Source organism: Acetivibrio cellulolyticus CD2 (assembly GCF_000179595.2).
GTDB lineage: Bacteria > Bacillota > Clostridia > Acetivibrionales > Acetivibrionaceae > Acetivibrio > Acetivibrio cellulolyticus.
On the sequence record NZ_JH556657.1, the window covers coordinates 93,399 to 107,121 of the forward strand.

The 13,723-nt window shown below is 32.6% G+C and carries 12 protein-coding genes and 1 pseudogene; 5 read left to right on the top strand and 8 right to left on the bottom strand.

Annotation, left to right across the window (positions count from 1 at the left end):
- Window positions 1–430: 430 nt before the first annotated feature.
- The 4 genes from ACECE_RS32325 to ACECE_RS0212550 all read right to left on the bottom strand — a co-directional run bounded on the left by ACECE_RS32325 (window position 431) and on the right by ACECE_RS0212550 (window position 5,387).
- Complete coding sequence (locus tag ACECE_RS32325) at window positions 431–547, bottom strand: ankyrin repeat domain-containing protein (protein ID WP_162862540.1); 117 nt, start codon at window positions 545–547, stop codon at window positions 431–433.
- Window positions 531–1,877: a WG repeat-containing protein gene (locus tag ACECE_RS0212540; protein WP_010247566.1), complete on the bottom strand. Its 1,347-nt coding sequence runs from the start codon at window positions 1,875–1,877 to the stop codon at window positions 531–533. The genes ACECE_RS32325 and ACECE_RS0212540 overlap by 17 nt, the downstream gene beginning before the upstream one ends.
- A gap of 52 nt (window positions 1,878–1,929) precedes the next feature.
- Window positions 1,930–3,576 carry a sensor histidine kinase gene (locus ACECE_RS29375; protein ID WP_010247567.1) on the bottom strand — a complete coding sequence of 549 codons (1,647 nt, stop codon included), beginning with the start codon at window positions 3,574–3,576 and terminating at the stop codon, window positions 1,930–1,932.
- Window positions 3,577–3,764: 188 nt separating this feature from the next.
- The gene (locus ACECE_RS0212550; RefSeq protein ID WP_010247570.1) at window positions 3,765–5,387 is read right to left on the bottom strand and encodes a peptide ABC transporter substrate-binding protein; all 1,623 of its coding nucleotides are present in this window, start codon (window positions 5,385–5,387) and stop codon (window positions 3,765–3,767) included.
- 431 nt (window positions 5,388–5,818) lie between these two features.
- Here ACECE_RS0212550 and ACECE_RS0212555 point away from each other — a divergent pair, with 431 nt between their 5' ends.
- Window positions 5,819–7,774: a dockerin type I domain-containing protein gene (locus ACECE_RS0212555; RefSeq protein WP_010247573.1), complete on the top strand. Its 1,956-nt coding sequence runs from the start codon at window positions 5,819–5,821 to the stop codon at window positions 7,772–7,774.
- 135 nt (window positions 7,775–7,909) lie between these two features.
- Here ACECE_RS0212555 and ACECE_RS0212560 read toward each other — a convergent pair whose 3' ends face one another.
- Both ACECE_RS0212560 and ACECE_RS0212565 read right to left on the bottom strand, forming a co-directional pair.
- Complete coding sequence (locus tag ACECE_RS0212560; RefSeq protein WP_010247575.1) at window positions 7,910–8,569, bottom strand: response regulator transcription factor; 660 nt, start codon at window positions 8,567–8,569, stop codon at window positions 7,910–7,912.
- 356 nt (window positions 8,570–8,925) lie between these two features.
- Entirely contained in the window at window positions 8,926–9,612 is a 687-nt protein-coding gene (locus tag ACECE_RS0212565) for a class I SAM-dependent methyltransferase (RefSeq protein WP_010247577.1), read from the bottom strand.
- Window positions 9,613–9,819: 207 nt separating this feature from the next.
- Between ACECE_RS0212565 and ACECE_RS0212570 the strand changes: the two genes are divergently transcribed.
- Window positions 9,820–10,239 carry a carbohydrate-binding protein gene (locus tag ACECE_RS0212570; RefSeq protein ID WP_010247579.1) on the top strand — a complete coding sequence of 140 codons (420 nt, stop codon included), beginning with the start codon at window positions 9,820–9,822 and terminating at the stop codon, window positions 10,237–10,239.
- Window positions 10,240–10,286: 47 nt separating this feature from the next.
- Here ACECE_RS0212570 and ACECE_RS0212575 read toward each other — a convergent pair whose 3' ends face one another.
- Entirely contained in the window at window positions 10,287–10,880 is a 594-nt protein-coding gene (locus ACECE_RS0212575; protein ID WP_010247581.1) for a zinc dependent phospholipase C family protein, read from the bottom strand.
- Between the two features lie 329 nt (window positions 10,881–11,209).
- On the opposite strand from ACECE_RS0212575, the pseudogene ACECE_RS31750 reads away from it, so the two are divergent.
- From ACECE_RS31750 to ACECE_RS0212590, 3 genes and pseudogenes are all read left to right on the top strand, one after another.
- Window positions 11,210–12,282 (top strand): annotated as a pseudogene (locus tag ACECE_RS31750) (xanthine dehydrogenase family protein molybdopterin-binding subunit); the annotation flags it as partial.
- A 56-nt stretch (window positions 12,283–12,338) separates the two neighbouring features.
- Complete coding sequence (locus ACECE_RS32330) at window positions 12,339–12,650, top strand: hypothetical protein (RefSeq protein ID WP_407636664.1); 312 nt, start codon at window positions 12,339–12,341, stop codon at window positions 12,648–12,650.
- 125 nt (window positions 12,651–12,775) lie between these two features.
- The gene (locus ACECE_RS0212590; RefSeq protein ID WP_010247583.1) at window positions 12,776–13,159 is read left to right on the top strand and encodes a four-helix bundle copper-binding protein; all 384 of its coding nucleotides are present in this window, start codon (window positions 12,776–12,778) and stop codon (window positions 13,157–13,159) included.
- 79 nt (window positions 13,160–13,238) lie between these two features.
- Here the strand turns inward: ACECE_RS0212590 and ACECE_RS27425 are convergent, their stop codons facing one another.
- Entirely contained in the window at window positions 13,239–13,670 is a 432-nt protein-coding gene (locus tag ACECE_RS27425; protein WP_010247586.1) for a ferritin family protein, read from the bottom strand.
- Window positions 13,671–13,723 lie beyond the last annotated feature (53 nt).

The following is a 13,723-nucleotide window of genomic DNA, read 5'->3' on the forward strand; positions in this document are numbered from 1 at the left end:
AAGGTAATAGTCACCTAATTCTCATAAAAAACTCATAAAAAATACATACTTTGTGCACTCAAAATAATTTTGATTGCCTTATACTTTGTTCATAATGTGCGCACACATAATTTTTGAGGAGAACTAAGAGGAGGGATTATTATGTTAAAAGGCATTTGAAAATTTTGTATATTTATGATGATAAATTTATTGTCAAAACCCATTGCATTAAGAGTTAGTAAAATGGTGTAGGTTTGTTAAAAACTAAAACACTCCTATTTTCTAATCTAAATAAACGCTGCAGACGTAACTTTTCAGTTAGTTTGCAACGTTTTTTATTTTTCTACATTGAGTTTCATAGAATACTCGTATCAGCTTGCCACACAAGGCTAGCTAGCTTTTAGAGAGTGTATCAAGCTTGTCTATCTCATGAGCAACATATTTTAAATAATTAGATTTCCCATTCTTTTAAAAGTTTAATCATAGGTTGGTAATAATATTCCTCGGCAATTCCTAATGGTGTCATTCCTTTGTTATCAGGAAGATTTGGGTCAGCACCCTTTGACAAGATAAATTTTAAAGTTTCTATCAGAAAGAAAACCTTCCGGTTCGTAAATCAGCTTTCCAGAAGTATTAACATATCCATGTTTATTATTTAATTTAACACACGCAATTCCATTATAAAATCTTGTTATATAATCATAAAACGGCTTTATTAAATATTCTCCCCTTCTATCTATAATCCCATATTGAGTTTCATATCCATATGTATACATTCCTACTACAGCATAATTTTCATAAAATGGATCTGCAGAATCAAAACCAGGATTAATAACAACTTTCCCATTACAATCAATATAACAGTATTTTTCTTCAAAAGGATCATTAATATCACTTGCATTCACTGCAGCCAATCCTTCGCTAAAAGGTCCGGGAGTCTTTGCGTAGTTTCGTTTACGTGAGAAGATTATATTTCCTGCTTCATCAATAATATGACACTCCTCTTTTTCAGTAACTGCCATTGCATAACCGTTAATATATTCCTTAACAACAAAATAACCCTCTAAAGTTTTTATTGGAATTCCGTTTGTATTAAACAGTACCCATTTATTGTCGAATTTATAAGCTTTAACGTTACCGGATGATGTTTCACCCCAACCAATACCATAACACCCTTCTAACGGGTCGAGAAAATCATCTATTTTGAAATCGATAACAACATTATTTTTTATATCGATTACTCCCCATTTATCTTTATATTTAGCAAGGGATAAGCCCTCACCAAATTCATTTAGACTAAGCTTTTCATAAATGAAGGGTATAACAGTATTATTGTCTTTATCAATACACCCCCAAAGGTCATCCTTACTTGCAGTAAATAATCCCTTCCAATTATTTTTGAGGAAATCATATTTAGGTTCTATAACAAAATTACCATTTATATCAATAGCTCCCCACCTGTCACCACTTATAGGACGCCCCCAACAGCTTTCTTGCAGTTCATTAACAACAACTGTTGCATAATTATCTCTAAATTCAAATGCTTCAGCAAACCTTGGGCTTATTACAACGTTTCCATATTTATCTATATACCCCCATTTTTGCTTAAACTCATCACAATATCCAGCCAACCCTTCACTGAATTTTTCGGGTGTTATAATTTTAATTTGGGGTTTAAAAATGACATTAAAGTTGCTATCCATATAGCCCCATCTATCAGTAAGAGGATCTAAAAATGCAATCATGCCTTCATTAACAAATAGCATATCCCCATATTCTGGTTCTATTACTATTTTCCCATCTTTATCAATAAACCCGATTTTATTATTTTTTTCAATAGGGTATATAATATTTCCTTTATATCGGCCATTTCCTAGTTCTCCGAAAGCATTACTCATATTATTCACCTTCCAAACTTCCACAGCATTTGATTAATAGCATTTATAAACATCAGCTTACTATAGGTAATTCAGCATGAATATTAAATCCACCCTCATCATTTGATCCAAATTCTATACTTCCATTCAATTTCTTAACTCTTTGTTTCATTCCTTCGAGTCCAAATCCCACTTTATGATTGGTAGTCTTACACCCAATCCCATTGTCAATTATAAATAGATTTATGTATCCATCTCTAAATTTGACTATAATAGTGACTTCGGTTGCCTTCCCATGTCTTAAAGAGTTTGTAATAGCCTCCTGGCATATTCTAAAAACTGTTTCAGAGTAATCTTTATTTAAAGTTTCCACTAGCTTACTAACTGAAAGTTCAACACTTATTCCTGCCGACTTAAAATTATCAGCTAATCTTTCCAACTCTAAAAACAAATTATTTTCATCTAACTTTCCAGGCTTAAAACCAGATATTGACCTTCTAACCTCATTTAAGCCTTCTCTGGCAGCCTTAATTGCTGTCTCCAAGGTATCTTTAGTCTCTTGCTTGTCATCCTTAGATAGTGACAAAATACTTACTTGCAAAAGTGTTATTAATAGTGTCAGTGTATGACCAATAGTGTCGTGAACATCCCTTGCAAGCCTATTCCGCTCTTTTGACATCGCAAGTTCCTCTACAATTTCTGCATGTTCTTTTAACTTTTCATTTGCATCCATTAGCTCTTGATTTTTTATATTAATATCTTCGTTGACAACAATAAGTTCACGATATAGCTTATTTACTTCATCAGTTCTTTCCAGAACCTTTTTCTCAAGAGTTTGATTCAATTCTCTTATTTCAATCGACTTAATTTTTATATATATTGCAACTATTGCAATGAAACTAACTAAATAAAAAACATTGCCCCATAATAATGGTGCTCTAATTTTTTTATTTACTTCATATACAGGAACGAGGGCAACAATTTTCCAATTAAATTTATTATAGTCTAGAGATTTATATTTATATTCTTTTGCAATTCTATCATCAAATACCTCTCCAATATAGTTACTATCAGGCTGTACAAGTATTTTATTGCCATCTAATATTATAAGACACCCATTTTCACCGAACTTAACATTATTCACCAAACCGTTTAGCTTATATCCTACTATATCCAAGCCAACAACACCTTTTGCACTTCCACTCTTGTCCAGTACTAATTGTAAGCAACTGAGTACATCTTCACCTGTAAATTCACTCTTGTGTGATACCCAAATTGTTTGAGTTCCCTCTTTCACGGCATTCTGAAACCAACTTGTTTGAATAATTTCAGCCCCAACTTCTTTTTTGTTTTTATATGCAACAAAATCACTACTATTGGAAACATAGTAAATATTACTTATTCGAGAATCAGATATAATAATTGATTCAAATAACGAAATAATCTCCTCTTTTAATTTACTATTTTTACCCTTATATTCCGGTAATGATTTTTCTCTGACCAGAATATTTATTATATTTTCAGGATATTTTAAAAAATTGTCTGCCATAATTTGCTCTTGATCAACGCTATTCTTCAATAGATTGTTATAGTAGTAATTTATTGATTTACTTGGTACCAGGTATAAAATTAAATTTAATAATATAAATAAAGAGATAGCCGTTAAAATCTTTGCTAAAAGAGATTTTTTTTGCTTTATTAGTCTTTTAAATCCTATCACGCTTATTTCTCCCTTTTTGCTTTATACTCCGCAACAAAAAGCAATAACATCTAAAAATTTGCATTTGTTAATTTTATACACTTCTTCTGAAAAAGCTTGTTTCAAAAACAAGCTTTTTCAGAAGATATTTTCGAATGTCTATCCCAGCAGTCATTGCTCTGCAATTGCAGCTACAGCTGCGATATGTATTAGTTAGTGTGTTTTTCAATATAGGCATTTCTAAAATATAATTCTGATGTTGGAGTCCTTAAATAATTTCTTATATAAGGTTTTGTATAATACATATCTTTAAGATAAAACAATGGTATTAATGTATAAGAGTTTAACAAATCATTTTCTGCTTCATGTAATGTACTTATACGTTGCTCATTATCAGCCATAGAATTTGCTTTATCGACTAATGTATAGAACTTTTCAGTAAATATACCTTTAAGGTTTTTGTCACCTGCTATAAATCCCATAAAATTGATTGGATCAACAAAATCTGCTACCCAATTGCTGAATACAATATCAAAATCACCTTCAGAATATTGTTGATAAAATATCTCAGAAGCATGTGTACGCACATCTACATTGATTCCAAGAGTTTCTTTTAGTTGCGAAGCAATAATATTAACAGTTTGCTTCCAAGGATCCGTTGCTAGTATCACAACTGTTGGAAACTTTTTCGGATCAGAATAGCCAGCTTGTTCGAGAAGTTCTTTAGCTATTTTTACGTTATCCTTATTAAATTTTTCATTCATATATTTGCCGCCAATTTCCCTGAAATCAGTACCAGGTTTAACATCAGGCATCCCAGGAGGAATAAAACCAGAGGCTACATTTTCTGACCTTTTACGTGCTTGAACAATCTTTTCTTTGTCAAGAACCATTTCAAAAGCTTTTCTGACATTTATGTTATTTAAAGGAGCCCGTCTTGAATTAAAGCATATATATGTAGTAGCAAGAGCATTCTGAACAATAACATTGTTTTTATTTGATTCTACCTCTTTTTGTTTATCCATATCGTTCGGGAAAGTATCTCCATATTCAACACTTCCCTCTAGATATTGCTTCCATATAGAATCTGGTTGTCTTTCGATTTTGAAGCTTATTGAAGCAAGTTTAACATTTTTTTCATCCCAGTAATATTTATTCTTTACCAACATAATGTTTTTATTGTAATCCAAAGATTGAACGCAAAAAGGACCATTAGTCACTAATGTTTTTTCCTTCAAGTACCACGAATCCGAATCTTTTTCAACTATATCCTGCCTTACGGGATAATATGTATGATAGTTAAGTATCTCCAAAAAAAACGGTGCAGGTTTTTCAAGCCTTACTTCCAAAGTATTATTATCCAATGCTTTCACTCCAACATCTTCTGCTCTTGCCTTTCCTTTGTTATATGCTTCTCCGTTTTTAAGAAAATACATCATAAAAACAACATCTGATTTCGCTTCCGGGTTTAATGCCCTTTTCCAAGCATACTCAAATTGACCTGCAGTTACTGCTTGTCCATCACTCCAATGTATATTTTTTCGGAGGTGAAATATATAAGTTAAACCATCCTCCGAAACATCCCAACTCTTTGCCATACTGGGTTCTATCAAACCATTTAGATTCTTTCTTACAAGACCTTCCCATAGATTACATGCAATATACTGTTCGTTCATACGTTGAAGTATTGCAGGGTCAAGCGTATGAACTCCAGCTTCAAAAGCCACTGTAATATTTTGCTCTAGGTTATTGTTGAACATTGTACACCCAACAATTGAAAATACAATCAAAAATAAAACTAATACTTTAGTGAATTTTTTAAGTTTTTTCATGGATTACTAATTTCTCCTTTTATGTATTTAGGTATGGCTAAAAATTAAGTTACTGCTTGGTTTAATGAAAAAATAAGAAAACAAATTTTTTCACTAAACCCTAAAATCGAAATAAATTCGGAAATAGTTATTGCAAGTCTATCACATGTTTTCTTCATATTTAATACTTTACAAAAAAACACAACAAAAAGCAACTCTTTAGCCATTAATTAGTGTTAATTATAGTAGAATTTACACTTACTTAACACCGTTCCATTATTCTTTAAACATGCAAAAATATTACCAAAGTAACACTTTTCCAAGAATTGTTATTACTTTGGTCATCTTTATAATTACATTTCAATGACGTAAAATGTAATTGAAAATATGTCGACATATAGAAGATTTTTAGTATTACAATTCAATGATAGTATTTTAAAGGAGGTTTTTGAATGAAGAAAATTTTTTCATTTGTTATTTTTTCTGTCATTATTTTTACCAGCTTGTTTAGTACAAATGTTTTTGCCAGCAGCACCTTTGAAAGAGTTGAAGACAATCTTGTTATTTTAGTACAATTTACAGAAGATCCAAATATTTTCGCAACAACATATAAAGATACAGGATATAGTGGATATGTAAAAGAGAGTGATTCATATTATTCTGACCTTTTTTTCAATTTAGCTAATAATAACGTATACTCAGTTAGAAACTACCTCAGACAACAATCCGGAGGAAAATTAGATTTACCTCCAGCCCTTGAAACCTCTGGGACTGCAAATGACGGTGTAATAAGAGTTACACTTGATATTCCCCATCCAAACGTTTATAAAACCTCAGGAGATGATGCGGGATCTCTTACAGATACCGCCAGAAGAAGCATTACCAAAGAAGCAATGAATAAAGCAGCTCCGTATATAAATTTTCCATATTATGATAAAAATTCTGATGAAAAACTCACTATAGATGAACTAAAAATAAATTTAGTTCTTGCAAGTGGTGATGAATATAAAACTCCTGGTACAAGAGCTTTTTTTAGTCCTGATGCTCTACTTGTACCAGCTTCTAATCTCCCAGTTATGATAGATGGTGTGAATATGAAGGATATGGGAATGATATTTGTAAATTCCAGTAAATATTATGGAGAAAGTACGCTTGGTATTTACTGTCATGAACTGTCACACAGTCTTGGGGCTAAAGATTTATATCGCATTCCAAACAACAATATAAAAAATGAATCCATTATGGTCGATTCTTATTCTTTTCCACCGCCTAGCTTAGACCCATTTAATAAAATGATAATGGGATTTGTATCACCTACAATTGTATCTTCGTCTGGTACTTATACGGTTAATTCGAGTTTACCGGATAATCCCGGAATATATGATGTTCTTTTAGTTCCCATGATTTCAGGAGAAACTACTCAAGAATATCTGTTAATTGAAAACCGACAATTTAATGGTTTCGATACAATACTACGTAAAAACAATTTGAAGGGTGGAGTTGCTATATGGCATGTTAGTAAACCTCTCAGTGAAAAATTCGATTATCCTAATATTGGAAACTTAAGACTTGAAAAAGGGATTTACGGCAGCTTATATAATAATGAATATGATGATACTTTAGACATTACATCTTCTTTCTCAACTAGTAAGAATTTTTATAATGAAGCAAGCGGAGTATCTGTAAAAGTTATAAGTACAAGCAGTTCTTCAATGAATGTTGAGATTAAAATGAGAGAAGAGTTAAAGAACTTAAAAGTGACACTAAATGGGATATATACAACTTTTAGCTGGGATGCTATGAGTGGTGCTACAGAATATGAAATAAGCAGGGATACGGAACCATATGTCAATGTCGGTTCAAGTACCCGACAATGTTATACAGCAACTTGCGGTAATCATGTTTACCGTGTTAGGGCAAAAGACGCATCGGGAGAAATAATTGGAATATCCAAATTTCTTCAGTTTAATATCCAATACTTTAACAACTTTGACAATAGTACTTTGAATTTCATAAGACTTTATTTGAATGGTTCTTCAACACCAAACATTAGTACTATATTAGATTATGATGTGAATGGGGACAGTCAGATAACAAATGAAGATTACATACTTATTGAAAAGTATATAAACAACCAAATAACCAGATTCCCGGTAGGTGTTTCCAAACTTATTGTTTACGGAGATACTAATGAGGACGGAATGGTAACTGCTGCTGATTCATTAAGAGTAATGTTCAATTATTTTGAAAACATCGCTCAGAAAGTATGTGCAGATTTGGATAATAATGGTGTTATCGATTCAAGAGATTTAACAATATTAGAAAACTACATCAATAATGGACCGGACTTATTTAGCCACACAAAAGGTATGTTTCCAGTTTGTCTCCCTTACTATTCAGATAAATAGTTGATTCTTTTGCAGTGAAGCACTATAACTTTTTGTTAACGCAAAAAAACATGTTTAATCAAAGGACATATTAAGGTCTTTCAATTTGTCCTTTGCTTATCATGTACAACTCAAACGATGACCATCTTTTGGCATTTAAACCAAATTACTTTTTACTGCAAAAATTGCTAGCTGAGTCCGATCAGCAAGATTAAGCTTTTTTAATATTTTAGAAGACATGTTTTTGATACTACCTTCTGTAACAAATATTTGTTCCGCAATTTCTTTATTCTTTTTACCTTCAGTTATTAATCTTATAAGTTGGAGTTCTTTTTGTGTAAGTCCAAAGCTGTTTTGTTCTTTTTCCCCTGTATCTTCCAGGTATTTTTTTGAATTATACTGTTTTCTGACATTTTCAAAAATATTACTTTGAAAAACATTTAAACCTTTTGAAACGTTTTTTATAGCAGAGACTAGTTCTGTTTGTTCTATATCCTTTAGTACATAGCCATCTGCTCCGAATTCAAAAGCATCGCAGATGTTTTCATTTTCATGAAAAGTAGTTAATATCAATACTTTTACAAGGCTATTCTTTTTCTTAATAATTTTTGTTGCCTCAATACCATTCATTATTGGCATTTTAATATCCATTAGGATTACATCGGGATCATGCTTTTGGCATGCTTCAACTGCTTCTTTTCCGTTACTTACACATGCTGTAACGGATATTCCATTATCCTGTTCTATAATAGTCTTCATTGCATTTCTAAAAAGAGCAATATCATCAGCTATAACTACATTAATTATAAAAATCACTCCTCCGAACACTAATTTTTCAGGTCAAACCCATCTTTATTTAACATGCAATTTCTTAGGTTGTGCAGAGATATTATTTCAAGCTAATTCCTCTCAAAAATTATATGTGCGCACAATATAAACAAAGTATAATGCAACTAAAACTATTTTCATTGCACAATATATGTATTTTCGATGTATTTTTGATGAATTTTTGATGAATCTTATGTTAATTTTACCTTTTTGGGAAGCTCCATGCAATTGTTTTTTTACACCCCATTTAGAACTCTTTTGTCTTATGAATAAAGATGATATGTAGCTTATCAACAGACTGTCTCTCCCCCACCTACTGAACGTTCATTAGGGTTTTGGCTGGATCAACGATATTTTGAAATCCTTAACATAGTGTTGCCACCCTTTTGAAATTCGTAATCAACGCCTAATTCCTGGACATAATAGCCATAATCTGAATATAATTTAATGATTTCATTTACATATATTGATCTTGCTGCATTTAGATCCAGCAGCGGAAAAATTTTAATTTCTTTTGATACACGCAACATCTCATTTACGGCTTTTCTATGAAACTCAAAAGATAAATTATCAGAATATAAAAACAAAAAGTGCGATGAAAGGGTTAGATCAAATTCGTTATCATGAAATGGAAGGAATGGTAACTCGGCAAACACATACCTATTTTCACTTTTACCAACATCATAATCAACTAAGAATTCTCTCATAGCAGACATTCTTATTTCACCTAAGTGTTCTACATCCCTAATTTTAGTCCAAATGAAATTATCCTTGTTTTGATTTGTTTGGTTGATGACCTCTTCATAAGTTTCTTCAATACGATTTTCGATTTCCTGTCTGCTAAATTGATATATAGGGTCGACGGAAACCACCCTTCTCCCCTTCTGTTTCATTATACTATTAAAGCTTGCCGGGCCATCTCCGCAACCTAATATATCTTTTTCAAGATCTAATTCTGTTAACTTAAACATTTCTACATATTCATCGAATGATCTTCCCCATGGAACAACCGACTCATATTTTATTGACATCTTATTGTCCTCTTTCTTTACTTAATTTTTTATAATTTATCTTCTCTTTTCTATTAATTATACATTAATCTAATTCAATCGTAAACATAATTTTCCAAATTCAACAATCTATACATATTATTTGCCATTATTCTTTTAAGATAATTTTTTATATCTCTGTAAAAACTATATTGGCTATAAAAATATAGTTTTTTAGGAGGTAACAATATGGATATATATAGAGCTTTTGAAACAAAAAGCAGTATACCTGAAATTAACACGGGTTGTAAGTCATCCGGATGTAATGAATGTGGCTGTGAAAGCTTTAACGTAGAGTTTGCAGATGAAGTAATATACGACAATTATTCTAAAGGTGTTTCGCTTACAACTTTAGGTGATAAAGTAATACTAACCTACAACGGGCTGCTTGCAAAAAGTGGTGCAAATCAAGTATTTGCAACAATTGGGTTTGGCGATAATACAAATTGGCAAAACGTTTCAACTTCTCCTATGAATAATAAAAACCAGCATATGTTTGAATTATCTATCCCTGCAAAAGATAGCGGGCAAATAAATGTTGCTTTTAAGGATAGTGCAAACAATTGGGACAATAATTCAGGTAAAAATTATAGCTTCTATATCCAATAAAGGCTCTGAAAATTGAACCTCAGCAAGAAAAACCTCTTCTGATTCCATTAATTATCAGGGAGGTTTTTCCACTTAATGTATTTGCAGGCGGTTTCTCGGGAAAAATCCAATACTTGTTCTTCAGTATACTCTTGTGATACTGAATTTTTATCACTTTCTGAATGTCTCCTGTAAACCCTATCTCTATACAATTCGACATCATATTGTGTTATTGGCAACTCCGATTTAATAGTTGACAAATCCGCATTTAAAATTTGAGTCCATATTTGCGGTGCCCAATCCATATGATGATAAATGTAATAACTTGCTAAAGCTGTTTCTCCTCTATATTTAATAAACCAATCCTCAAAAGCACTGCTATTCTTGTATTTATTTTGGAATGCTGGTATCATTATTTCATCCCAACAAGTATCGACAAATAAATGTAACAACCATCCGGCTTCAAATGGATTGTTATTATCAATCTTTTCTCTTAGTTGTCTAAGCGCTTCCAAACGGTTTTCAGCATTTCTAAAATGAATTTCATCTTTTTTTTGTCTATCATTTATATAATCAGGAGCAAAATTCCCAACCCAGAATAAATCTGGTGCTTTAGGGTTTATTTCATATGCTACAAGTAGATGAATCATTGGTGATGGCATTTAACACTCTCCTATTTTCTCATTATTACTCTTTAGATACAAAAATTATATAGAAATCCGTAATCCATTGCTTAATTATAGCATGACTTAAATTATTTTTGAATTTCAAGTGTACTATTTAATAATATTTTGTTTGCACCAAGTCAAACTATATCCTTGTATATAATCCAAGTTTATGAAGCAACTGCTAAATCTAAAAATATTAAGCTAGCATAGTAAATTAAAAAGAATAACTCCCCATAATTTCGGAAAATATATGTAAGTGGTATATATTTTTTTAACAATATTAATTATGAAAATCGCTAGTTTATATATAGGAGGGACTTTTTTTGGAAACAGTAGCTATCGGCAGGAGTATTCAGCGAAAAGAAGCGTGGGATAAGGTAACAGGTATTGCCAAATATACTGATGACTATATTGTACCCGGCATTTTGCATGCAAAACTGGTCACAAGTCCTTTTGCACATGCAAAAATCAAATCAATTGATACTTCTTATGCAATTAAAGCCCCTGGCGTTCAATCTGTAGTTACTGGCAGCAGCTTCCCTACCCTTTTCGGAGTTATAATTGAGGATCGCCCTCCCCTCGCAACAGATAAGGTAAGATTTTTTGGAGAGGCTATTGCTTTAGTTGTAGCTAATAGTGAACGTGAAGCTATGCATGCAGTCAAGCTTGTAAAAGTAGAATATGAGCCCTTACCGGTAATAAATTCACCAGATGATGCAATTAAGAACGGTGCCACCATTATCCATGAAAATTTGGGCCAATATAAGCTTGCTGAAGATGTTTCTCCAGAACCAAATACTAATATCGCTGAACGCATTAAAATTAGAAAAGGTGATATGGCAAAAGGCTGGGCCGAAAGCGAAGTGGTTATTGAAGCTAGTTACGCACTTCCCAAGTCAGATCATATAGCAATGGAGACAAGGAACGTCCGGGCAGAAATTCATGCAGACGGACAGGTTGTTATCAGTTCATCTACCCAAGCTGTATCGAACGGACACTCGATAAACTTGCTTTCACACTTGGGATTGACCCATTGGAATTAAGAATGAAGAATGCAATAACTCCAGGGAAGATAACTCCAACGCAGGTTGTAACAACCTCGAGCAATATTGGAAATCTTACTGCATGTCTTGAGAAATTGAAAGAATCAATAAGCCGGAATGAAGGTATGAGAATAGATTTAGGAAATAATAAAATCCGAGCAAAAGGCATAAGCTGCTTCTGGAAGACCTCCGATTCTCCGACTGATGCTGTTTCAGGCGTATTTCTAACATTTAATACTGACGGCAGTATCAACCTGAATAGCGGAGCTGTTGAGATCGGTCCGGGAATGAAAACTACATTGGCTCAGTTACTTGCTGAAAAACTGAGAATGGATATTAACAGAATTCATGTCAAATTAAAGGCAATTACGCCGGCCAGAAAATTATCAGGCTTTCAACGGGGATAAGCATACCATTTTCATTCAAGATAGGTTATGCACCATACAACTGGGTTGAGAAATATTGCTTTGATGTTTATAGCTTCTCTAAAGAAGGCTTTGATTTTGCTTTTGAAACTATACAGGATGTTATCCAAAAGGACATCTCCCCCATTTTTGTTGATGAAATCGGGCCTATTGAACTACAGGAAAAAGGCTTTTACCAATTGCTATCACAATTATCCAGCAAAGATTGCTCAATTTACATTTCAGTAAGAGAAACCCTTTTATATGCTGTAATTAAGAAATTCAAATTAAAAGAGTATGAAATCATTAAAGTATGAAACTTTGTTAATTATAATAGTATGCATCAGAATAACCCAATTAACGAATAAATTAATGAATATTTTATCTTAAGAAGCAGACCCTATACAGTGAAAAAATAATAACTATTTAGGAGGAAATAAACATGCAATTGGCAACAAATATGCCAGCGATGTCACTCATGCCGAACGGAAACCCACACCAATCCTGCATAGATGCATGCTTGAAATGTGCTCAAATTTGTGAAGAATGCTTTAATATGTGTATGCAGGAGGCAGATGTTAAGGCCAGAACTAACTGTATGAAAACACTTCAGGATTGTGCCGAAATATGCTCAACAGCTGCTCATTATGTTTCAAGACAAAGCGGAAGCTTAAACGAAATTTGTAATCTCTGTGCGGATATCTGCACAAAGTGTGCTTCAGAATGTGAAATGTTTAAAGATCAACATTGCAAAACTTGTGCAGAAACATGCAAGCAATGTGCTGATGAATGTAGAAAAATGGTTAATATGAGTAAAGTTCAGTAACTTTGGTTAATGCAGCATATATGAGTATTAGATAATACTCATATATGCTGTGATTAACAATTTACTTTTTAACTATTTTTTACAAACTTATTAATATATTTTGAAGTAAAGTTGCATGGCGTTGTTCATCATAAATCGCACGTGTGGTATGCATCCGAATAAAATGAGCGGTTGCTCTATTTGCAATCGTTTGATAAAAAACTGCAGCTTCTAATTCAAGACGGATAGCCTCTCTGGTACCTTCGACAAAATTCACAGGTAATTCACCAGGAGGAATTAGAGGTTGTTGTGCACCCATCATGCGTAACATCATAGTAAACCAGTGATAATGCCTCATTTCATCCCGTTGTATGCTTGTAATAATCTGTCTTTGCTGTTCATTTGCAGTCAGAGCCATTAATCTTTGATAATAGTTAAAAGCTTGAACCTCTAGTATTACAGCTGTTTGTATGTCATTTATCAAGAGCAAATCACTGCTTGAAATGCCCATCATACCCATTCCCATACCCATTTGTCTTTCATCATAACCATCTTCATAGATAGGTCACTAAATGCAAAATCTTA